Source organism: Aequorivita viscosa (assembly GCF_900106795.1).
Lineage (GTDB): Bacteria > Bacteroidota > Bacteroidia > Flavobacteriales > Flavobacteriaceae > Aequorivita > Aequorivita viscosa.
Genome location: NZ_FNNS01000025.1, coordinates 27836 through 52366, shown reverse-complemented (window position 1 = coordinate 52366; position 24531 = coordinate 27836). Strand labels below are relative to the sequence as shown.

The following is a 24531-nucleotide window of genomic DNA, read 5'->3' as shown; positions in this document are numbered from 1 at the left end:
AAAATCATCAATGATATTAAAGGCCCTAAAGCGTCTCTTGTTTTCTAAGACATCTGTTACAAAATCCATACTCCAAGTATGGTTCAGTTCATTGGGCATCTCTAAAGGCTCTTTAACTCTCGCTGGCAAACGCTTCTTAACCTTCCTTCTCAATGGAAGTCCTAATGCTACATAAACGCGATGTACACGTTTGTGATTCCAAGGCTTACCTTCTTCGCGTAACCGGTCATAGGCCTTCCAAAAGCCTTCTTCTGAATGTTCCTTTGCCTTTTGCTGCAAGGCGTGTTCTATCTCGCTGTCATCCTTGGGCAAAGGTTTATAATAATAAACGCTCTTACTCATGTTAAGTACACGGCACGCCCTACTGATGCCGTAATGGATAAGTTCTTTGGCAATGGTTCGCTTCCTGCAGGGCTTTAAAGCTTTTTTTCGATGATCTCCTTGGCCATCTGGTGGTCAAGGGCCAGAGTGGCATACATCTGCTTGAGCTTGCGATTCTCTTCCTCTAGCTCCTTGAGGCGCTTGAGCTCCTTGGAGTTCATTCCGGCATATCTGGAACGCCACTTATAGAAAGTGGCGGGGCTGACCCCGTGCTCACGGCTGATCTGGTCGACACTCTTTCCATTGTCGAACTCTTTTAAAATCTTTGCAATCTGTTGTGGTGAAAATTTACTTCGTCTCATAATACTGTTTAAAATTAAGATAATTATTCTACTTTTAAACAGTTCGGTTTAAAGGGAAGCTTACATAGACTTACTAAAGGAACCATCATTGTTTTGTTCAATGGCTACTCTACTCTTTAATTGAAAATTACATCCAAATCCTCATATACCCTTATTATTTATTATTTCTATTCTGAAATCTATTCCATTATCAACAATCTCGGTTTTCAGCACAAACATTTCAGGTGAAAACAATGGAAGAAACCTCACACGAGAAATAGTTTCTAATTCACTGTTTCGAGAACTTTTAGACAATTGAATTTTATTTAAGTCATCTTCCATTTAAAATTACTTTTTGAATTGTTTTATTCTCTGTTTTCATATTCCAATCGTTCAACTGATTTTTCAATTGATGGAATCAGTTGCTCCTTAATAATCTTATTTGAAAGCTTAATTTCTTGTAAGTCTATTTCTGAAATGCCTTCATGTAAATTTTCTAAGAAAAGTAGCTCTTCAACAAGGTAATTAGGAAAACCAGTTTTGAGATATCTATATTTCAACAATTCCGAGAGCATCATTAATTCCTCAGGGCTCCAGTTTTTAATAGACTTTTTAACAATTTCTTTATCAAAAAAATGAAAAACTGGTTTGTCAGGATTTCTTATACCCTCTTGATTTCCCTTAAATTTTTGAATTAGAACAAGGAGATTTTGTTCAAAATCTTGTTCTAGTTTTTTAATTTCTTCTTTATCTTTTTGTTTGTCAAGGACTATAATTCTTTCCTGTATATATTGGACGACATCATCCAATTCTCGACTTGAAAAATCACTAGCAACCATTTCAAGTTGACTTTTCATTAAATATGTCAAATTAATTTTTGACAAAATAATATCCGCTCCTTGTTTTAAAACCGTTATCACCTCTTCCTTTTTTTTTCCTAATAATTCTTTCATCTTTATTAAATAAACACCAGCATTCATTTGCGATATTAAATCAGAAAATTCGCCATTTTTAACAAAATCAAAAAGATCATTTAAAGCATTTGAAATTTCTTCATTTGAAAATTTGTAATATCCGTGCATAAATCTATTAAGTAATCTTTGTGAGGGCTCAATTTCTCCTTCAACTACTTTAAAACTAGTTTCAAGATTTTCTAATAATTTTTCTGATTGAATCAATTTTCCCGCAGTTATTAAATTGTAAACTTCTTCATAGAAATGATAGGGCTCATTGTGCCTATTAAAATATAAGTTTTTAAATTCATCTGAAAAATCGGGTGTTGATATATCAGAAACCCTACTATTAGAATTTATTAATTCATCAATGTCGATGAATAAATTAAATAAATTATCAATTCCTTTTCTATCCTTAAATGTTATGTTATTTGGCTTTCTAAACTCAGTAGAAACAGCTAGGGTAAAATACCAAAGGTTTTTTAGCTCGGTACTGATTAATTCTGTTCGATTAGTTCTATTAACAATTTCAAAAGAATATTTAAAATGTTCAATTGCAAATTTCAAAGTCCTAATATTTGAAAAGGACTTTCTTAATTCTTCATTTTCAGTTTCATCTACTATAAAATTAAGTGGTTTTAAAATTTCTGCTTTATTCTCCCTAAGATATGATTTGAAATCTCCATCATCATAGGAATTTACTATACTATCATATACCTCTGATATATCAGGACTATAATGCAAGGTTTTTTCTATGGTTTTTTCCTTATAGTTAATTCCACCTTCAATCTTTTCTTCATTGGCAATTAATATCACTTTAATTCCCCTATTTTCAATCAAATTATTTATTATACCAAGAAAATCGTCTGTAGTAATATTTTTACCCATTCTTTCAATATCATCAAAAAATAATACTAATTCTTTATTTGGAAGAAATGAAAAAATATTATCTCCTGATCCAACTAAAACTTTTTCTATATCAACATAGTTTTTAAGAATGGGGACAGCCTCAATTAGATGTTTTAAGTTTTTGGTAATCGCTCCTGTAGATAACTTAATGTTTTTTCCTTTATCATCCAGATAAGCAAACAATACTTTTTGAGCAACTGTATTAATATTGGTAACACCATAAAGTGAAACCATTATAGGAGTAAAAGAAGTTTTTTGAGATATGATTGGAAAAACTGTATTTTTAATATGGTAAGTCTTACCAGCGCCCCAATCTCCAGTGAGTAATAATGCCCCACTTGTTTTCATTTTTAAGTGATTCATTATGGCCTCACTTATGCTAGATTCTTGGGGCAGAATAACATCATCTATAAATATATGATCATCCATATCTACTTCAGGTATTACTTCTGGTTGTTTACTTCTTTTTGAAAAAAATCCCATATCAATTAAAATTTATTAAAATAAATCACCAATTTTAAAAAGAGACTTCAAGATCTCCGAAATGAAATAATCGCTACATTAAAGGATAAAAAATAATTTAGGTCTATCTCATAAAGTTTACTATTTATTTGAAAGCCTCCTAAACGCTCTAATTAGTTGAAAAATTAAAATTCCCAATATTGCTCTGTGCAGCAAATCCAAAAAGTACAAAGCTGTAGTAGCGTTTTCTCCATAAGTTATTGAAAATTTCCTTACTGGATTAAACATCTGAGCAAATGCAGGTAATTTGATTATAAATTCATTATAGAACTTCTCACAAGAAACAAAATCAGCGGAACTATCATAAACCATATTTTCAGAAAACATTGGCAAACATATTATGTACGTGAAAAATGTTATAATAATAATCCATCCCAAAGGTTTCAACCAATTTACCCCATAGCTATTAGATTGACTTACCGTCATTATTATTTTATCTGAAAGACCATAATTGCCAGATTTTTTTAATTCATTTCGATAGGCCCGCATTTCTCTTGCCTGAAAAATCAAACTGTCAATTTGGTTTCCCTTAGATTTTAATGATTGTTTAATTTGTCTATAAATTTCTCTGCTTCTGCGAAAACCAATTTCGTTTTGTGGTCTGTCTCCATTGATTTGAAGTTTATCTTCTGAAAACCATCTTACATTAGATGCTTCTATACCATCTAAGGAAGCATTTGTAAAACTTATAAAATCAAAACTGTCAAAATCAAATTCTGAAAATCTCGTGTTACTTAAACTACTATTAGAAACGTGAAAGGAGCTATCAGGATCATCTTCACTACTAAAATTATTATTGTCTGCATTACATTCATCAAAACTGATTACGCCAAAATTTGAAAAATCATTAATCATGATTCTTTTAAAATCAATTCTTTTCAAAATGAGTTTTAAATTTTGGTTTATTCCCGTTATCCAAGTTTCGTGGATTTTCCAGCCAATTATTCTTAGAACGCCTTGGAAATTAGGAGACATTCGTAAAGTTAATTTTTTAAGCTTCCTGCTCATTCCATCAAACTCAAAACCCTCTATAAAATTTGCCTCTGTAATGTAAATTTCGTTTAGAAAAGTATCGAAATTATTCCCGGAATCATCTCGGTTTTCAAACTTCCCTTTTCTATGAAAGGTATCGCCATGAATAAAAAATCCTTTTAACCTACTCGCTCTTACATCAAAGTCCTGTTTAAAAGTATTGTTGTTTAGTGTAAGACTATTTGGACATTCAATATTCCAAAATTTTACCCAGTCTGAAAATTTTGTATTAATAAGCGTAATATCCCCGGTTAAAGTTTCCACACGGAAAGTATTAATTTCAGAGTTATCAATTCTTACGGGAAAAATGCAATTTGATATGTCAAATAATATAGATATGGAACTTTCCTTGATCTTTATGCCCCCATTATCAATTTTGCTTTGCAATAGGACAAGTTGTTGAATTTCACATTTACCATATATCCCAACCCCTCTCTTAATATCGCACCCATTTTGAAAAGAAATATATTGTGCTTTGCAGTTAAGAAAATAAACACCTTCATTATTGTCCTCATCCGCTTTAGGCAAACCAGTATTCTTTACATTATTGAAAACAATTCCCTTATTAAAAGTACACCCTACGAAATGCAATCCGAGATTAATATCGACGTCAGTTACCTCAACTGTTTCTTCAAAGAAAACATAATATAAACTCCTTGTTTTCCAAGTTAGATTTGTTGCATCTATTCTTACAGAATCATTCACCTTTTTTGCATCCGTAGAACTTAATCTATCATTTTTAAGATTCTCGTAAAAGTTGTTTAAGGTATATATTGTACTGGTGGCCATCTATCTAATATTCTTTCATTTCTTCATATTTAATTTTCAAACTCCTTAAGCAATTATAACCTAAAAAATATTAACCAAGATATAGAATTTGCTTTAACCAATTGAAAAACGTTTATGGATAATTACTTACAAAGGTCATAGTCCTACAATGAACAAATGTGTTGTTAAAGGATTATTCTCAAAAAAATTAATCTATGTAATTCCTTTTTATTTCTAATAATTTTTCCTTTTGTTCATTAATCAGTTTTTCCAAATCATCGAAGATGAATTTTATTCTATGCAAATTGTCATCTGACATCTCAAAATCATTCAAATCAACAACACTTTTTTCAAGATTACTTTTATTCATAATATCAATGAGTTCAATAAAACCTATTTGTTCTTTGCTAAGAAAAGCCTTGTTTTCTTTTATCCACTCTTCGTCTTTATACAGAATATCTTTGTGTAAATTCATTTGAACAACTTTATTAAAGATTTTTTCAGAATTATTTTTAACAAGATCGACAAAGGATGCCCATTCATTATCACGAGGGAAAGAATTGTATTCAATCCAGCGGGGTAATATACTTACCTCTTTTTTCTCTTTTAACACTTGTAAAACTTCCATCACAGGTTTTAGGTCCTCCAATGGCTTTCTTATCGGTAAGTTTTCCTTATTAGACCATATTTTTAAAATTATATCACAACATTCTTTTTGTAATAACTTCTTTTTTTCTCCTGACACTGTGTTATCAATGTTCTGTATTAATTCAGCCAGATAGTGAGACATCCATCTTGCTAAAATATTTGAGGAGTATTCTAAATCTAATTCCTTTATTAGCTTTTTACCCAATTTTATAATCTCTTCCTCGGAGTGTTTTAACTGTTCCATCTGACTTTATTAAATATAATTTAACTTGGTTACTATTGTCCCCATACCTTTCTCGATATTTCCGCTCTTCAAGTTGTCTTTCAACTATACACCTTATCAATAAGGATTTATCTAGGGTTTTCAAAAGACTTAATATGAAGTTGCTTTTCACTTTAAAAAGGCTTCCAGAGGATTCTATATCTCTATTATATTTTCGATACCGCAAATCTTCATCTGAAATTTCATTCCAATTTTCAAATAGGCTGATTGGTTGAGTTTCTAAATAGCCATTTTTGTAAAAATTATCATATTGAATTTTAAAATATTTATGAACTATATTACCAAACTTAATATATCCTTTTGAAGTTTTATTATATAAAGAATCATGTGAATCAAGTCCTTCATATCTACTGGTAACATCAATCAACCATCCTTTTATGCAAAATCCGTTTTCATCAATTGTTTTTTTATCGTATTCATCCTCATCAACTTCTTCATAAGGATTTGAATAATCATAACTATCTTTAGCTGTTTGTAATGCGCGAAGTAGAGCTTCAGCACCCTTTTTGGATACTAAACTGGACTTTACACTTATAGACTCTTGATTAACCCCAAAATATTTTGTTGTTCCTCCACCAACGATTAACCATTTATTATTTTTTTCACTCAGAAAACCGATACATTTATCAAAATACTCTTCAGAGATATTATCTCTCCACTCCACATCAAATTTTTCAAAATTGTTTTTCCAATATTCTAATTTAAGAGGTATAGGGTCTCTCAAATCTGATATCCAAAAATTATCAAAAGCGTTACCTTCTGAATTTAACCAATGCTCCCAGCTATCCCAATAATCAGTTTCAAGTAAAGGTTCGTTTTCTAATAAAAAATTAGCTGCACAATACATTGCATGGTACTCAAAATATATTGATAAATCTTCAATTTTAGGATTACTTCCATGATCATTTCGTGTTAAATACCACTCTCTTTCACTCAATTGATCTCTAATAAAATCACCTTCGTTAACATCTCCGGTAATGCCCCATTCCTGAGTTATAATTTTATCTGCAATATCAGCAACATCAAATTGGGATAAGTTAAAAACATCTCCAATATTACTATACCAATAAGGTAAAGTATCTAAAGCATTAAAATGGAATTGCCATTCATTTTGAAATTTATTCGAATACCTTCTTTGTTTCCTATCATATTTTTTTTCTTCTACATAACCCAATTTAGTGACATTAATACTTTTAATATTTTGGAACTCAACTTTAGAAAAAATAGTGTTGTCAATCGTGTAAAGATTTAAGCAGGTCTTCTTAATGTATTGTCTTATAAGTACGTGAGGTAAATCCTCATCCATCAAATTATTATAAAAGACATCTTTAAATTGAGTAAGAATATTAGGGTTTTCGAGAGAAATTCTTTCTATTGCTATCCATAAGTACAACTTTGCAGACATCCAATAATAGATATAGTCTTTATTCTGAAACGGAAAGCAGTTTTTTTCATTTTGCTTTTCCAGTAAGACTTCAAGTATTTCAGCATTATTGAGTTTCGCTAATCTTCTAATAGAATGAATTGCTCTCCATCGTATTTTTTTGTCTGGATAACCTAAAAGAAATCTCAAAAAATAAGCTATGCTCTGATTACTATCTGTTGGAGGTGTTAGTTCATCACACCAAGCACCATCCGCAAAATCAGGCTTAATCTTATTATTCCATCTTTCAAAAACCCACTCTAACAATTCTTCATTTTCGTTTGGTGTGAGTTTGTTTTTAATCAATTCAAAGGAACTATAAATTGATTCGCCTGAAAGTAAGTCTATTTTTTGAGGCAAAATTTCTATCATAACATCTGCCAGTTGGTTGGCATTAATAGAAAATAAATTAGCAAATTGCTTTATAGACCAAATGCTTAACGTATTACCATAATCAAAGTATTGAAGTTTGATTAATAAGATATATTCAAATTTTTCTTGCTTCCACTTTTTTATATCGGGATAATAAGCCCATTCTTCAATGGTTTTTTTTATAATATTTTCGAATGTGTGAAAATCAAGTAATTTCTCATTGACATCTACTAAAGCGTTTAGGAACTGGATATATTCATTCGGAGTACATTTATCTACAATATCTGAGAGAAAATTTTCAATATTCCAACGATGATTGTAGCTATCAGCATTATTTACAATAATAGAATCAATTGCTTTTTCCAATTCTTTTGTTGAGGAAATATCTATTGCTGATAAATCAATATTGTGCTGAAAGTCTTCTTTATTAAAATTACCTATATTTGAATTTTCCTCTTTTTTGTTTTCAAGAGAATCTAAAAAATCTATATAATTTTTGATTTCAGATACTGTGCTTTTATCAATGAATTTTCCAGACTTTATTTCATCATAAATCTTTCTCACGAAGTGTTTGTCCTTATCAAATTGTAGGTTGCGAAACTCCTCTTTTATGAATGTGTCTTTAGCTTCTGAGTTACTTGTCTCATCAAACTTCTGAATGAGTAGCTTATATAATTGCTCCAATTCTTCATAATTGTAATTTATTTTTAAAGGGAGTAAAGACGATGAAACAATATGGTCAATATATCCCTTTTCCAACGCTCTCTTGGTTAGAGAATTTATTCTTCTACCAATAGAAACAATATTTCTATGATGCCATCTGCATATTGTTGCAAACATTGAGGAAGTGTCAATATTACCAATACCTAACAATCCTTCTAAATATGGAAAGTGCTTTTTATCATAATAGCCCAACTTCACATCACAATATTCAATAAAACGAGCATACTCGTAAGCTAATTTAGGATTCGGTTTTGTTATTCCTGTTCCTGATAAATAGTATATAGATAAAATTTGAGTGAATGCCTCGTAGTCAATCTCAGAAGTTGCTTTTATTGCTTCGTCAAAGAAATATTGACCAAATGAACCATCTATTTTACTACTCAAAAGCAGACATTTAATATAATTATCAGTAATTTCTTTAGCTGATATATCTGAAGCCTTAATTATTTTGTCAGATTCGTCTATTAATTTATATGAAATCTTAAGTAAATCTTTCTGTAAGATTATTTTATTTAGCACTTCAAACCGAAGCCTTAATTTATCAGTTTTACTGTCGAATGAACTAATTATTAAATCTATTAGTTTAAAGGTATCTTGAAATATTAACGCAATTTCAGTTAATTTTCCTGATAAAAATATTAGCCGATCATTTGACCAATGTCTATTCTGATATTTGAAATCATAATCTTTATGAATTTTGCTGCAAATACTCTGAAATTTCGCCAAGCAAACTTTTTTATCAATTCTTCCAGTTAAAATATCGGAATGTAGTTGAAAGATAGCAATGGCATATTTATAAAATCCTGTAAATTCCTTTTTATCCCTTTCTAAAGAATTTCTCTTCTCATAGTCTTTAATCTTGTCTATATCATTAAACTTCTCTGGGTAGAAATTTTCTAAATCGGCTTCTTCTTCATTTAGTGAAAGTATTAGAGTTTCCTTAGTCAAAAAGTTGCTCATTACCTTTTCTTCATCTTTATCAGAATAACTATTGTAGAAATATGGAATCCTTTCTAATGGCTTGGTTTTTATTTCTGCCAAAACACCAAGTATAATCTCTGCATCAATTTTATGATATGCTAATATTCCACAGAATTGTATAATTAACTGCTTGAAATTTTCTTTGAATTCAGTTTGAACTCTTGGCAATACATTTGCTAAACGAATGGCAATAGAATTGATGCCGTAATTTATAGGAATGCCATATTGAAAGGATTTGCAAATCATGAATACTTGAGAAACTAAACGAAACTTTGGGTATTTCAACCACGAATTAATTTCTTCATTTTTAGAATAGCTAATAATATTTTCAACCAAATAATTGCCTACGGAAAGTCTAATCTCTTTTGGTCTCCATCTATTAATTGTTTCAATAGCCTTTTCAGTACCAAATATTCTTAAAACAGCCTCCGCTTCATAAGCTATATCAATAGTTTCTATAGTATAGTCTCTTAACTCTTCGTCCTTTTTCGACCTTCTCCAGTTAATCCATTCGTGGGCTGTTTTTAGGTGTTTTAAAGCTATCTCTTTGTTTTCTACTCTACGTGAATATATTCCTGCTAATTTTAAATGAAATGAACCGCCCCAAGGCTTTTCATTTGATTTTAACTTAAGTCTGGATAATGAAATTTCATCTCCAAATCTAGAGACTAAGTCGGGATAACCTATCAATAATTGTGTAAGAGCCTTATCTGTTTTAGATTCCTCTGCTGCAATAAATAACAATTTGAAATAGGTTAGACTATCTTGAACATCCTTACTTACTTTTAAAGCCAACTTAGTTCTATTGGCATAAACTTCTTTATTTCGTATAGTGTCTTTTGGAAACTCTAATAATTCTCTCTTTAGAACTATTTCAACTAATTCATTTTTATAGTCGGCAGTAAACAGAAGACTTCCTAAATTAATTGAGGCATACTCATCTGTTTTTGCTTTATTTAAGAATAACTTAGCTATTTGTTTTAATTCTTCCTTCGTGCTTTGATAGGTTTGCTTTACATAATTCTCGAAGTCCTCGTCTCTAAAACGCAACAAACCATCTTCTAAAATTAGACCGTTCCAAATATCAAACGAAAGGTCGCTTAAGAAACTTATTTCAACATTTAATATTTCTGATAGGTATTCAATAGGAACTGGTCTTGGAAGAGAAATTAATAATTTAAAAAACTCCCCGACAAGAGGTCTTTTATCTTTTCCTATTCTAATAATGGCTTGTTCAATCTTGTCTAAAATCAAATCTTCTACGGTCTTTCCATTTGGTTTAAGATAGTTTATAATTTCATTTATCCCCTGCTCTCTAAGGTCTAATGAATAGAATTGAACACGTGGAATGCCCTTTGTATATTTATGAAATTCCAAAATTTCTTCATCTGTGATATCAGGAAAACTCTTTTTTATAAATAAAGTTGTTTCATCTAAACTAAATGGTTTTAATTCAATATCAAGATATTTATCTGGTAGGAGAAGTGAGTCTTTTCGATACGTTCTTGATGTTACAATAAAATGACATCCTTCTGGAATTTCTATATTCATGAGGTCTTCGACAAAACTCTTTTCTCCATTATTCCGGGCTGCCGTAATACTATTGTCGGCTGCATCTATAATAAATACAAGAGAAGCAAGAGGATTTCTGTTTCTTAAAATTTCTACACCTCTCTTTATTCTTTTAATGAACTCAGTTAAATAAACATCATCAGACTCATTCTGAATAAGCAGAAAGTCCGCTCCGACATTCTTAGCTAATTCATTTGCTAATTGTGTAATGGCTTTCCTATGTAAATGCCTTTTATCCTCTGGATTCTGATACTTACCTGCACCATAGCAATCAAATAAAATACATTCTGAATATTCAGGAAGTTTATTTTTAACTTGATGGATAATAGTTGATTTACCTATACCTGCTCCACCGTGAATACAGATTGGCAAATAGGTGGTATTGCCTCCAATAAGAGAAATTATTTCATCTAACTGTCCTCTTTTTACTGCATTTGGACTTTCCTCAAAATTTTGAGACACTGGAAAAAGGTTCTCAATACTACTAAACCCATAATTAGCGACTACATCAATCAAGGTTATTGTCCTTTCTCCTTCACTTTCGGGCATCATTTTTCTCCAAATCATTTGAAACAATGAATTGAATTGATTGCGCGATTTTATGCCTGTTTCGGATATAGATTTTATTAACTCAAATTCTAATACCTGTCTCGAATTCGTTCCACAATCTTCAAAATCAAGTAGTCTTATAAAATCCGTATAATCTACTAAATTCAAGTCCGAAGCATTTCTCAATTTATCAAATGAATCTCTTGATATATCAGGAAAATTTTTTAAAGCAGTGTTGAAGCTTAGAGGCCTTTTATTTTTACGTAGAAATCCTTGTAGTTTATTAATTTGATTTAAGTGGTTAGAATTTATGCTTCTATTACTGACTAACTTTATAGTTGTTTTTCTAATTACTTCATCTCTTCCGTATTCGTCTAAAAATGCTTTAAACGTTGTTGCTAATCGATGAATAATAGACCCTTTATAAGATTTCTTACCATTATAAAGTTTAGAGTATGTAAAATTCTCATCTGCTCGCCTTGTACTATATTTTAATTGAGATATACAAATTGTGTCTGCACTTTTAAAATCCTTACCCCCATAATATTCGGTAAGGTCTATCCCTAAAAACTTTTCTCCATAAGGGTCTAATTTTTTTGAGGCGTTCTCCTCGACACCCTCAATTGTTACGGCTTGTAATCCTCTTTCATCAAAATTCAATAAATCAAGAGACTTTTTGATAGCCCATAGAATATGAAAATCATCACCGGCACTTGATAAATCTGCATCTGGAATTGTTTTCTTAATAGACATTTAAAATATAATTTCAGTAAATATACAAACTTCACATACTGAATATTTAAAGCCGTGCCATTTATAGTATATTTTTACTATTAATTAATCACGAGTAAATATCTTAATAAAGTAGAGTGTAATGTTCTAGAGAATAGGATTTTATACTTAATTACTTTTGATGAAGGAAAACTTTTGGAAAGGTATTGGATTCTGACGGATATGTAATAATTTATTGTTGGATATTGAACTCAATATCCAACAAATCCTTAGGATGCACTCCAAGACCATTGGCTATATCACATAAAGTAATCACTTCTAAACTTATCTGTCCTTTTTCAATTTTACTTATCTGGCTGTGGTCAACATCACATAATTGTGCTAATTCTCTATAACTAAAACCCTTAGATTCCCGGTATTTCTTGATGTTCTCACCAAGGGTGCATAAAATAGTTCTTTTCTGATTATCCTCCATTAAAGCTGTATTAAAAAAGGAATATCAAATAAATGGATTAAAAAATTGTAGCATCAGGATACCACATAAGGAAACTTTTACTATATTTGTAACAATAACATATATTTGCGATTCTTCTAAGAGCAAAAAATTAGAAGCTTTCGCTTTGAATCTCGTACTAGAAAACTGGTAATTTTTGTGCAACGAGACGATAAGCAGATTGCTCACGACCCGGGCGTGGGCTCTCTTATTGTTGCACGGTATACCAGTACCTCTAGTACAATAAGTTGAGTTCCGCGCCTGCTTTTTTCTATGGGTTATTAAACCAAATAGTTATTGAGGTTTAGCTTGATTCAACAGCTTTTTTTTAAGGTAAAACGGTGCCGATAGCGCTGGGAAAATGATTCCCTTTAAACCGCAATGCTATGCCTAGGTATTTATCACATCCAAAGAATTTGGAGGGGTACAAGTCACTTTTTGAGACCCTCTACCCGCCCCTTTGCCTATTCGCCAATAAATACCTCAACGATATGGATACTTCCAAAGATATCGTCCAGGAGGTTTTTATAAAAATATGGGAGAAGCAACCAGTATTTACCAACCCCAACACTACCAAAGCCTACTTTTATACCACCGTCAAAAACCACTGCCTCAACTACTTAAAAAGCAAGCATTATAAAACAATCGCCAATGCTGCTCCCTTAGAGATTGAACTCCAACAGTCGGAGGATTATTTTTTCGCCGAACTGGTTTCGGCAGAAATCAATGCCCAACTATATAAGGCCATAGACACCCTACCAAAAAAAGCTGCTAAAGTAATTTCCCTTTCACTAAACAACTATACCACTAACGAAATCGCCGAAGAACTAAACATCACCCCCAGTACCGTAAGGACCCAAAAAAGCCTGGCCTATCAAAAACTTAAAGGTCTATTGGCCCCTATAAAATATTTTCTTTCATTTTTATAAATACGCAATGTATTGCCCAACTTAATATATTTGACTAATCAACAGCCTGTTACGTTCTTGACAGGGATGAAGTTTATTTTCTTCGCTCCCTTTAGGGACGGGGTAAACGAAGAAAATAAACTGATAAATTAGGTCAAACACTAAGAAATCAAATTCAATTTTTCCAATTTATTTTTAGACGCTTATTATTCAGTTTGTTTATTAAGTAGTGAAAAGTATTACTTACGTTCAATAATAGACACGTCCTACACTTCTTCTTCCCGTAGGCTCACAACAGGATGTAAAAAACAAGCGCTGATAGTAAACGCAATTCGCAATTTCGAAGGGTAACAACTCTTTCAGCCTTCGTATCTCGAACTTCGTACATCGAACTTCGTATATCAAAACTTCGTACCACGTACCTCGAACTTCGTACCTCCTCATTAATTTTTCCAATATTTTTTTAGACACATTCTCCCTTCCATTGTTATAGAGGTACAAAGAAACCACAATGACAATCCACGACCGTCTATTTGCCCTGGCAAACAAATTGGCCAAAAGCCTTTCCAAAGGAGAAAAAACCGCAGCCCTTAATGAGGCTGAATTCCTAAGTAAGGAAGCCAAAAACCGTATTGAGAAAAATCTCTCTGAGGAAAATATCCAGGAACAACAACTCAAACTAGCGGAAATAGATATTGACAACGACTGGGAAAAAGTGGCCAACAGATTACAAAAATCCAAAAGAAAACCCACAAGAACCCTACTGCCTAAGCTATATAGAGTGGCCGCCATAGCCTTGTTATTGTTTTCTATCTCATATTTCACCTACAACCACATTCAACAATCTAGGCAAGAAGCTTCAATGCAGGTAGCCATTGAACCAGGAACAGATAAGGCTATCTTAACCCTAGAAGACGGTACACAAGTAGCATTAAGCCCTGAGACTCCTTTCAAAAACAAGATCGCCCAAACCAAAGGCGACAGGTTGGAATACAATCAGATCAATACTCAATTACATACCGTCTTTAATTATTTGTCGGTGCCAAGAGGCGGCCAATATCAACTAACACTCGCCGATGGCACCAAAATATGGTTGAATGCCGAAACAAAGATAAAATACCCCGTGGCTTTCCAGCCAGGAAAAACCCGGACCGTAGAACTAATATATGGAGAAGTTTATTTGGATGTTTCACCTAGCACCAAGCATCAAGGAGATGCCTTCAAGATTATTGCGCAAGAGCAGGAGGTGGAAGTAATTGGTACGGAATTTAACCTTAAGGCTTATGGAGAGGATGCAAAAATATATACCACCTTGGTAGAGGGAAAGGTACAAATTATGGCAAATGGCAAACAAGCTTATCTCAATCCTAGTGAGCAATCCGTTTTGGACTTAAGCTCAGGCCAATTGTCAAAATATCAGGTCGATGTAAATTACGACACCGCATGGATTAGGGGATATTTCTATTTTAAGGACAAACCACTTAAAGAGATTATGCAAGTCTTGGCCAGATGGTATGACGTACAGATTTCCTTCCACTCCTCCGAGTTGGAAAAGGTAAAATTCAGCGGCCTATTAAGTAAAAAGCAAACAATTGAAGCAATATTGAACGGAATCAAAAACACTAACAGTATAGACGCCTATGAGATAAAAAACAACACCGTTACCATTAGATAAAAAAAGGGAGAAGAGCCACTACCTGGAAAGTAAAAAACTCAACTCCCATAATAATTGGAATATTAACCAATCAATTCACAAATTTATGAAAATTAAATTAATAAAGGTGCTTGCAATTAAAGCAAGCCACCTACCGAAAATTATCGCGAGAACCCTACTGCTCTTAAGTTGTACAACCATCTTTGGCTTCTCACCAAATCCCCTGACTTCTCAAAACCCCAAAATTACGATTGAACAGGATAGGAAAGTTACCATCTTTGAAGTCTTTGAAATAATTGGCAAACAGACAGAATGTACGTTTATCTACCAATCAGATATTTTTAAAGGGTTGCCCAAAATAGAGCTAAAAAAAGGCATCATTAAGGTAAATGAGCTCTTAAAACAATGCCTTCCCCTGGCAGATTACACCATTATCACAACAAAGGACAATCACATAACCATTACCCGCCGAATTAGCAACGCCTTTCCACAGGGCAACATAAAGGGGGTCGTAACAGACTCCCTGGGTATGGGGATGACCGGCGTAAACATAGTAATCAAAAACACAACCAAAGGTGTGCAAAGCGACCTCGAAGGAAAGTATTCAATAATCGCACATCCTTCCGATACTTTGGTTTTTACCTATATGGGCTACAAAAATCAAGAAATAGCTGTGGAAAATAAAACTATCATAAATGTGGTAATGCAACCAGATGCCACTTCGCTTGACCAAGTGGTAATAAATGCTGGTTATTACAGCGTTAAAAACAAAGAACGAACGGGAAACATAAGTACAATTTCCGCTGCTGAAATTGAAAAACAACCCGTCAACAATCCCCTAGCTGCCTTACAAGGGAGAATGTCGGGAGTAGATATAATGGAAACCTCAGGTGTACCTGGAAGCGGTTTTAATGTTCGCATTCGTGGCATTAATAGTATAAATGCAGGTAATGAGCCACTATATATTATCGACGGGGTTCCCTATGATTCTCGATCATTGTCAAGTAACACTGTTTCAGCAGAGATTATCTATAAGTCCAATATCAGTCCTCTAAATGCCATCAATCCGACCAATATTGAGAGTATGGAGGTACTCAAAGATGCAGATGCCACAGCAATTTATGGTTCGCGAGGTTCAAACGGCGTGATAATCATCACCACCAAAAAAGGAAAAGAAGGAAAAACCAGATTTACAATAAGTAGCAGCACTAGTATTGCCTCAATAACTCGTAAAGTGAATTTGCTTAATACCCAAGAATATTTAAACATGCGTCGGGAAGCTTTCGCAAATGACGGTATAACAGAATATCCAGAAACAGCATACGACATCAATGGTACTTGGGATCCAAATAGATATACTGATTGGCAAAAAGAACTTATTGGACGTACTGCCAAAAGCCAAAGCATACAAGCAACTATTTCTGGCGGTAGTCCACAGACCCAATTTCTTCTTTCCGGAAATTATCAGAAGGAAACTACCGTTTTTCCTGGCAATTTTAACTACAACCGGCTCAATATAACTTCCAACTTAAACCATAAAAGTAAAGACAACCGTTTCAATTTACTCTTTAATGCCGGGTACACTATTGAAGACAATCTACTTCCAAAAGTAGATCTTTCTTCTCAAGCACTTTTACTTTCTCCAAACGCTCCCGCTCTCTATGATGAAAATGGACAGTTAAATTGGGAAAACAGTACTTGGACAAACCCTTTAGCCTCACTTCAATCTATCTATAAAAATAATATCCATACATTATTATCAAACGCAGTACTATCCTACAAATTCATACCCAATTTAGAAGCTAAAGTAAATTTAGGATATGGAATAAATCGCTTGGAAGAGCTCAATACAAAACCAAACACCATCTTTGACCCTGCATTCGGTTACGACAGTAGTTCATCTTCTCTATTTAAAAATAATGCCAATGCAAATCATTATATTTTAGAGCCACAGTTAGAATGGAAACATTCTTTTGATGTTTTTAAAATTAATGCACTCCTAGGAGCAACATATCAAAAAAACTCTTCAGAAAATATCTCAATTTTAGGTAGCGGTTTTCCAAATAACTCCTTTATAGAAAATCTTCAATCCGCTACCTCATTGTATATTCTCAATGAAGAAGAATCGGTCTACAGTTACCAATCCTTTTTTTCAAGGCTTAACCTAAGTCTCTATGATAAGATTTTTATAAATCTAACTGGAAGAAGAGAAGGTTCCAGCCGCTTTGGTCCTGGAAATAAATATGGAAATTTCGGGGCATTAGGCGCTGCTTGGCTATTCTCTGAAGAACTTTCTATTCCCTGGCTTAGCTTAGGGAAATTAAGAGCAAGTTATGGAATTACCGGAAATGACCAAATAGGTGATTATCAATACTTACAGTCCTATTCCCTTGGCGAATACGCGTATGATGGCAATATAGGTCTTGAACCTTCTCGACTATTTAACCCTAATTTTAAATGGGAAGAGACTAAAAAAGCAGAGGCAGCACTTGAACTTGGATTCTGGAAAAATCGGATATCGCTAAACATGGCATATTATCGAAATCGCTCCTCCAATCAACTTATTCAATATGCCCTACCTGCAACAACCGGTTTTACTTCAATTTTGGCAAATCTTGATGCTGTAGTGGAAAACAAAGGATTTGAAGTGGAATTGGAAGCTGCTGTAATTCGAGACCAATCATTCTCGTGGAATGTTGGGTTCAACTTTACAGCTCCTAAAAATACCTTGATAGAGTTTCCTGGGCTGGAAGGCTCACCCTATGCCAACCGATTTGTTATTGGCGAATCTCTATCTAGTAGAAAACTCTATAAACTAAATGGTGTCGATCCCGAAACAGGATTATTCACTTTTGAAGATTTTAATGGAGATGGAGAAATCACAAGTCCTGAAGATCGCCAATATATCGCAGATCTCTCCCCCAAATTTTACGGGGGTATTTCAAACAGTTTTCAATATAAGAGTTGGGGCTTGGATTTTCTTTTCCAATTCGTGAAAAAAAATGCGACCAACCAATTTTACTATAGTAATTCTCCAGGAACAATGGTCAATCAACCAATCGAGGTTTTAGACAGATGGCAACTTCCCGGAGACAACTCGTATATGCAACAGTTTAGTACGGGAGATAATTTTGATGCCTATCTAGCATATTCTCGATTCAGTCAAAGTGATGCAGCTGTTTCCGATGCCTCATTTATCCGACTTAAATCTTTGGATCTTTCCTACACATTACCACTCGATAAATTACCAAATACTTCTTGCAAAATCTCCTTAAGAGGCCAAAACCTTCTAACCTTCACAAAGTATATAGGTGGTGATCCAGAACAAATAATGGGACTCATTCCCTCTTTAAGAAGGATTTCATTAAATCTACAACTCCAATTTTAAATCCAATATTATGAAACTACAGATAATTTATACCAGAATACTTAAATATCGATTTATCCATATAATTATGGTTTGTCTTTTATTATGGGGATGTGAAGATTTTCTGGAACCAGAAACTCCCTTAGGCCAAATCGAAAATGAATATGTATTTAATGACAAGAATACCGCTATTGCCGCAGTAACAAGCCTGTATGGAAAATTGAGAGATGATAGCTTTCTTAGCGGAGGTTACTCAGGTGCCGGTTTTATTATGGGATTATATGCAGACGAATTGGATTATTATTCTGATCCTGGGTCTCCCCTTGAATCCTTTTACCTCCATCAAATTTTGCCTTCAAACAACAGTTTAAAATCAGTGTGGGAAGTCCCTTATAATATCATCTTCGCCACTAACGGTATATTGGAAGGAATTGAAGCATCTACAGAGCTACCTCAAGAACTTAAAAATCAACTTCGAGGTGAAGCGCTGTTCGTTAGAGGCCTTTGCCATTTCTATTTAGTTAATTATTTTGGCGACATTCCATACATCTCTACAACCAATTATATAGAAAACTCCAAAGTACGAAGACTACCTTCCAATAAAGTATATGAAAATATTATTACAGATCTCACCGAAGCTAAAAACCTTTTAGGTAACGAATATATATCATCTGACAGGGTACGTCCCAACAAAATGGTAATTTCTTCTCTACTTTCTAGAGTATACTTATATCGTCAAGATTGGAATAACGCAGCCTTGGAAAGTAGTAATGTGATAAACAACTCCTCCTATTTTGCAATAGAACCCGATTTAAATAAGGTCTTTTTAAAGGAAAGTTCCTCGACAATATGGCAATTTAGACCCAAATATGAGGGCGATTATACATTGGAAGGATCTATTTATATTTTCACTTCCGCACCCCCACCCCTAACTGCCCTTAATTCTGAATTGGTTTTGCAAATGGAACAGGGAGACCTCCGACGAATAAATTGGATAGGCGAAGTTTCAGATGGATCTGAAATTTGGTATTTCCCTTATAAATATAAGCAAAATGATTACACAACCGCAAGTGCAGAATATTCTATTGTCTTTAGACTTGAAGAACAGTTCCTTATCCGTGCTGAAGCACGGGCAATGCTTGGTGATATCTCTGGAGCTCAGCTTGACCTCAACAAGATTCGTAACCGAGCAGGTCTTCAAAATACGCAAGCAACTACATCCCAACAACTAAAAGAAGCTGTGATAAAGGAAAGGAAAGTCGAACTTTTTACCGAATTCGGACATCGATGGTTTGATCTGCGAAGAACTGGAAAAGCTGACGAAGTACTCTCTCCAATAAAATCAGGATGGCGAAACACCGATGTTCTTTTGCCTATACCTGAATCCGAACTAACGCTAAATCCTAACCTAAATCCACAAAATCCCGGTTACTAAGACATTTAACAATGATGAAAATAAAACTAGTAATTATTATAAATCTCATCTTCCAAATGGCATCTTCTCAAAATTTATTAAACACATCAGACTATGGTACTTGGGAATATATTTATAATGGAGAGATATCAAATGATGGTCAATGGTATTTTTATCATTCGGAATATAAAACTGCTCTGGACACCTTAACCATTAAAGAAATTTCAGGTGATAAGGAATATAAAATACCAAATGGGAAAGAAGGTCTTTTTTCTGATAATAGTAGATTCTTTACAGCATTTATAGGCAATTATCAGCTACAAATCATAGATTTATTAAAAGATTCGAAAACCATTCTTGATAACATTCAAAATCGTAGTTTTTCAACAGATGACCGATTCTTGATTCTTACCCAAAGAGGTAAGGAAGCACCGAATCTACTTATTAAACATCTCGGATTGGGTACTGAAATTTCAATTCCACAGGTCATAGAATTTCAAATAAATCCTATTAAAAATGAAATTGCCCTCGTCATGAAAAATAGAGGTGAGTTTTCCGTAAACATCCTGAACCTTAACACCTATTCCCTTAATTCTATTAGAGAGAATAAGGGGTGTCAATATATTAACCTTGTATGGAGTGAGGATGGCTCTCATTTGGTTGTTTTGGAAAGTAAGATAAGTGATTCTTCTAATGCTCAAAAGATCTTACATTTCTCTGGTTTTAAAAATAAGAAAATCAAACTGGATTCTTTTACTGCACTCCAGAACCAATTAATAGAAGATAACTCTTTGGATATATCTCCTAATGGCGACTTGGTATATTTCAAATGTACTCCTCCTACCAATTCCAGTGAGTCAATAATACCAAATGGAGTGCAAGTCTGGAAGACCAGCGACAAACTGATTTATCCAATGAGAAAAATAAACAACTTACTAGAACCACCACCAATATCCTGGGTTTGGAATTCAAGTACAAATAGAAATAGCCAAATAACCGATACTATTCAAACCCAGGTTATTAAAATAAATAATGATTATATTCTAAAATATGACGAACTCGCCTATGAACCACAATACAAGTATGTCGTAGATGTTGATTTATACCTACATAATCTGAACACAGATGAGAGTAAATTACTTCTAGAAAAACAAAAACCAAATGAAGTATTTATTGATCCAAGTGGAAACAATATTGTGTTCTTCAAAAAAAACGATTGGTGGGTTTATAACGTTACAAGTCAAAAATCCATAAATCTCTCAAAAAGTATCGGTCTATCCTTTCTTGATATTGACAACGACCGGGTCGATAAAAAAATTCCTTTTTCAAAAAGAATAAAATGGGTTGAGGGTGAAAATTCTATTTTGGTATGTGATGAATTTGACGTATGGAAGTTAAGCCTTGATGGTAATCGAAAGGAAAAACTCACCAATGGAAGAGAAATTCAAAGAAAATATAGATTGTTTATTGATTTTCGGAATTCTAAAAACATAAAACAAAATATTGTAAATCTTCAGAGAGGATTTTTACTTCAAGCGACTGATGAAAATAGAAATTCTGGATACTTTCTCTGGCAGCCTCAGAAAGAATTGAAAGAATTAACTTTCGGACCCTTCTTGGCTGATCAAATAAAATGGAATGAAAACTTGGATTATTTTACATTCAGAATTCAGGCGTATGACTTACCTCCAAAAATTATTTTCTATAACAGACCTAACAATACCCTTCAAACCCTATTCGAATCCAATGCAAACCAAATTAGAAAAAACTGGGGCAAAGCAGAATTGCTGTCCTTTACGATGAAAAATGGAGAGAGCTCTAAAGTCTGCTTAATCTATCCAGTAAATTACGATCCTACAAAAACATATCCCATGATCGTAAGTATTTATGAAAAACAAACTGAAAGAATGCATGAGTTTATTCCAATTTCATGGCTCTCAGGATCTGGATTTAATCCAGCTCATTATGCCTTAGACGGCTATTTTGTGCTAATGCCAGACATCAGTTATGAAATTGGTAATGTGGGAGTATCTGCTAATGAATACGTCAATGAAAGTGTAGATTTTGCTATATGGAAAGAAAATATAGATAGGGAGAAAATCGGTATTATAGGGCATTCATTCGGAGGATATGAAACGGCTTTTATTATCACCCAAACCGATAGGTTTGCAGCCGCTGTAGCCGGCGCAGCAGTTACAGATATGGTTACTTTTTATCATACAATTAATTGGAACACTGGGCAGGAAGAAATGTTCAGATTTGAAGATTATCAAATGCGAATGGGCAGCTCTTACTTTAAAATAAAGAATAAGTACCTCAATAACTCTCCATTTCATAATATTGAAAATGTCTCAACTCCCTTATTACTCTGGTCGGGTGAAAATGACCTACACATTAATTTTAATGAAAGCATTCGATTTTACTTGGCATTGCGAAGATTAAAGAAAAACGCGAAATTATTGCTCTTGGAAAATGAAGCCCATGTAATTGTAAATATGGACAAAAAAAATTACCTATCTAAAAGCATAAAAGATTGGTTCGATAAATATTGTAAATAATTGATTTTATAAATAAAAAGCAAGGAGAGAAAATGTCTCTCCTTGCTTCCAATTTTACCACCTCATTAATGGAATGGAGCAATTGGTTCCTGATTTTGTCTTATAAACCTGCTTGAAGTCTATTGTACACAAATCGTTTCCTTGGACTGTACAATCATGTGAACTTAAAGCCACACAATTGTTATTGGAATAGATGTACCCTGTAACCAGAGCATTGTCAGATTCCTGTGTCCCATTGGTGGCAAAAGCAAACACAATTGCCAATAAAAATGCCATTAAAGGCATACCGAATTTTAAAATTTTTGTTTTCATAATGTAAATTTTAATGAATTAGCGACCTACTTTTTTTTACAGGTGTTCGGTCTTAATCCTGATACTGCGCAGTATGTGTTGTGTTAGAGCCAGAATTAAAATATTCTGGCTTTAACTTGTAAATTTGTAATGTCTCTCCTATAATTGCTACCAATCTATCCCCAAATACCCTGAACTCTTTCAGGGCTTCATTAGGTTCGTGATAGAGATAAAAACTAAATTCATAACTATCTTCCCTTAAATTGTATACATCAATTATACTAGAGGTTCTTCTTAAGTCTCCATCATCATATTTCCCCAGCCTATCACTCTCTATGAAAAGGTAGTCTCCACAGGTAGTACTAGCCTTGTTAACTACTACTGTATTAGCTCCAAGTCTATATTGCTCTTTTCTTTCGTAGTACTCCAAATCTATAATTGCCTGTGATATAGTATCAATCGTCTTACCCGAATACAAGTGAGAAAGATTGAAATCTGAAACTTCAAAACTATTCCGGTAACGATATACATATATAAATTGACGATGATTTGAATTCCATAATAACGAACCATCAGAATCAAAAACTCCATCCATCTGCTCAGTTAATATCCTGTGGTTGAATATCAAACTATCTTTAACATCAGTTTTAAGAACCAAAGCCAATATCGTATTCCCAGTCTCACTGCTTGTCGTTACCAACCCAAGATTTGCAGAATCCGTTAAAACAAATTGTGTGAAATATGCTTGATCGTAGTACATTGTAGCGAGTTTATCTTCCAATCTTCCTCTAAAAATAATAGGAACAGTACCATCAACTAAATAGAAATAGGGACCTCTCACCACTATTCTAACCCTACGATAGGGTAACTCTGTATTGCTGATTGTTATGGTAGATTTCTCGAATTTCTTTAGCGAAAGATCAAATCTGGTTAAATATAAAGGAGCTCTGTAATCTCCAAGATAAATAGAACTACCATCCATTCCCGCAATGTAATAGGTGTCGGACTCAAGATCAAATTCTCCAACGTTCTCAATAGGATGCGGCATATACCTCCTCTGAAATGCATTATTCCGATGCATTTTCTTTTCCGAAAAAGCAAATAACAAAGCCACTACACCTATTCCCACTACCACAAGAATTACTAGTGCTAATAATTTCCTTTTCGTAAACCTAGGCTTCGTAAATAAGATTGCTAAAGCGGCCAACACAATAAAAACAATATTAAAAATGAGATGCTCCGTCCATCCCAATTTCTCCAAAACCCCTCCACAAGAACAAGGAATAAAATCCGAGAAATTTAAGATGATTACAATATAGGTTGTAAACATCACCATCAAGAAAAACGAAGCATAGAGAGCTACACGTCTATATCGAGGTATCATAAGGAAAATTGAAATCAAAATCTCCACTCCGGGAACCAACCAAGAAATAATCCCAGCGTATGCACTAAGAAGAGGAGACTGTGCCAATTGCAAGGTAAAAGTCTCAAAATCCAAAACCTTACTTACTGCTGCATAAACAAACAACAAAACATATAAATAAGCCACTACAAGAACGAAGTGCTTTTTTGAATAGGTCAATATGGAATTTACAAAGGTCATTTTGTGGTTTCAGTTGCAAAACTTAACTGCCATAAAATTAACCTACTACAATGTTTATTTAAAGTATTTATGCCTTACTAAATAGAGGGCATGCCCGTACACTTTGTATGGAAT

The 24531-nt window shown here is 33.4% G+C and carries 13 protein-coding genes and 1 pseudogene; 5 read left to right on the top strand and 9 right to left on the bottom strand.

Annotated features, from left to right (window positions below; all coding sequences use genetic code 11):
• From BLW28_RS13205 to BLW28_RS13175, 7 genes and pseudogenes are all read right to left on the bottom strand, one after another.
• Positions 1-683: pseudogene (locus tag BLW28_RS13205) on the bottom strand (transposase); the annotation flags it as partial.
• Positions 684-824: 141 nt separating this feature from the next.
• Complete coding sequence (locus BLW28_RS13200) at positions 825-1004, bottom strand: hypothetical protein (RefSeq protein ID WP_073220990.1); 180 nt, start codon at positions 1002-1004, stop codon at positions 825-827.
• Between the two features lie 23 nt (positions 1005-1027).
• Positions 1028-3007 carry a P-loop NTPase fold protein gene (locus tag BLW28_RS13195; RefSeq protein WP_073220987.1) on the bottom strand — a complete coding sequence of 660 codons (1980 nt, stop codon included), beginning with the start codon at positions 3005-3007 and terminating at the stop codon, positions 1028-1030.
• 120 nt (positions 3008-3127) lie between these two features.
• A complete protein-coding gene (locus BLW28_RS13190) occupies positions 3128-4867 on the bottom strand; it encodes a hypothetical protein (RefSeq protein WP_073220984.1) in 1740 nt (579 codons plus the stop codon).
• A 187-nt stretch (positions 4868-5054) separates the two neighbouring features.
• Positions 5055-5738, bottom strand: a complete 684-nt coding sequence (locus BLW28_RS13185; protein ID WP_073220981.1) for a hypothetical protein — start codon at positions 5736-5738, stop codon at positions 5055-5057.
• On the bottom strand, positions 5692-12150 hold the full coding sequence (locus tag BLW28_RS13180; protein WP_073220979.1) for a P-loop NTPase family protein: 6459 nt from the start codon (positions 12148-12150) through the stop codon (positions 5692-5694). The genes BLW28_RS13185 and BLW28_RS13180 overlap by 47 nt, the downstream gene beginning before the upstream one ends.
• A gap of 211 nt (positions 12151-12361) precedes the next feature.
• Positions 12362-12604: a helix-turn-helix domain-containing protein gene (locus BLW28_RS13175; RefSeq protein ID WP_073220976.1), complete on the bottom strand. Its 243-nt coding sequence runs from the start codon at positions 12602-12604 to the stop codon at positions 12362-12364.
• Between the two features lie 404 nt (positions 12605-13008).
• Between BLW28_RS13175 and BLW28_RS13170 the strand changes: the two genes are divergently transcribed.
• The 5 genes from BLW28_RS13170 (at position 13009) to BLW28_RS13150 (ending at position 22523) form a co-directional block, all read left to right on the top strand.
• Complete coding sequence (locus tag BLW28_RS13170) at positions 13009-13551, top strand: RNA polymerase sigma-70 factor (RefSeq protein ID WP_073220973.1); 543 nt, start codon at positions 13009-13011, stop codon at positions 13549-13551.
• A gap of 490 nt (positions 13552-14041) precedes the next feature.
• Complete coding sequence (locus tag BLW28_RS13165) at positions 14042-15205, top strand: FecR family protein (RefSeq protein ID WP_073220971.1); 1164 nt, start codon at positions 14042-14044, stop codon at positions 15203-15205.
• 85 nt (positions 15206-15290) lie between these two features.
• A complete protein-coding gene (locus tag BLW28_RS13160; RefSeq protein ID WP_073220968.1) occupies positions 15291-18572 on the top strand; it encodes a SusC/RagA family TonB-linked outer membrane protein in 3282 nt (1093 codons plus the stop codon).
• Between the two features lie 10 nt (positions 18573-18582).
• Positions 18583-19986, top strand: coding sequence for a RagB/SusD family nutrient uptake outer membrane protein (locus BLW28_RS13155; RefSeq protein WP_073220965.1), 1404 nt, complete (start codon positions 18583-18585; stop codon positions 19984-19986).
• Between the two features lie 11 nt (positions 19987-19997).
• Positions 19998-22523, top strand: a complete 2526-nt coding sequence (locus BLW28_RS13150) for an alpha/beta hydrolase family protein (protein ID WP_073220962.1) — start codon at positions 19998-20000, stop codon at positions 22521-22523.
• A gap of 54 nt (positions 22524-22577) precedes the next feature.
• Here the strand turns inward: BLW28_RS13150 and BLW28_RS13145 are convergent, their stop codons facing one another.
• Together BLW28_RS13145 and BLW28_RS13140 are read right to left on the bottom strand one after the other, a co-directional pair.
• A complete protein-coding gene (locus BLW28_RS13145) occupies positions 22578-22835 on the bottom strand; it encodes a DUF6520 family protein (RefSeq protein ID WP_073220959.1) in 258 nt (85 codons plus the stop codon).
• Positions 22836-22887: 52 nt separating this feature from the next.
• Positions 22888-24417, bottom strand: a complete 1530-nt coding sequence (locus BLW28_RS13140; protein ID WP_083540821.1) for a MauE/DoxX family redox-associated membrane protein — start codon at positions 24415-24417, stop codon at positions 22888-22890.
• Positions 24418-24531: the final 114 nt, after the last annotated feature.

Coding starts and splice junctions, on each gene's coding strand:
- BLW28_RS13175 (WP_073220976.1), bottom strand. CDS start 12,604: ATGGAGGATAATCAGAAAAGAACTATTTTATGCACCCTTGGTGAGAAC.
- BLW28_RS13155 (WP_073220965.1), top strand. CDS start 18,583: ATGAAACTACAGATAATTTATACCAGAATACTTAAATATCGATTTATC.
- BLW28_RS13165 (WP_073220971.1), top strand. CDS start 14,042: ATGACAATCCACGACCGTCTATTTGCCCTGGCAAACAAATTGGCCAAA.
- BLW28_RS13140 (WP_083540821.1), bottom strand. CDS start 24,417: ATGACCTTTGTAAATTCCATATTGACCTATTCAAAAAAGCACTTCGTT.
- BLW28_RS13160 (WP_073220968.1), top strand. CDS start 15,291: ATGAAAATTAAATTAATAAAGGTGCTTGCAATTAAAGCAAGCCACCTA.
- BLW28_RS13150 (WP_073220962.1), top strand. CDS start 19,998: ATGATGAAAATAAAACTAGTAATTATTATAAATCTCATCTTCCAAATG.
- BLW28_RS13185 (WP_073220981.1), bottom strand. CDS start 5,738: ATGGAACAGTTAAAACACTCCGAGGAAGAGATTATAAAATTGGGTAAA.
- BLW28_RS13145 (WP_073220959.1), bottom strand. CDS start 22,835: ATGAAAACAAAAATTTTAAAATTCGGTATGCCTTTAATGGCATTTTTA.
- BLW28_RS13195 (WP_073220987.1), bottom strand. CDS start 3,007: ATGGGATTTTTTTCAAAAAGAAGTAAACAACCAGAAGTAATACCTGAA.
- BLW28_RS13190 (WP_073220984.1), bottom strand. CDS start 4,867: ATGGCCACCAGTACAATATATACCTTAAACAACTTTTACGAGAATCTT.
- BLW28_RS13180 (WP_073220979.1), bottom strand. CDS start 12,150: ATGTCTATTAAGAAAACAATTCCAGATGCAGATTTATCAAGTGCCGGT.
- BLW28_RS13200 (WP_073220990.1), bottom strand. CDS start 1,004: ATGGAAGATGACTTAAATAAAATTCAATTGTCTAAAAGTTCTCGAAAC.
- BLW28_RS13170 (WP_073220973.1), top strand. CDS start 13,009: ATGCCTAGGTATTTATCACATCCAAAGAATTTGGAGGGGTACAAGTCA.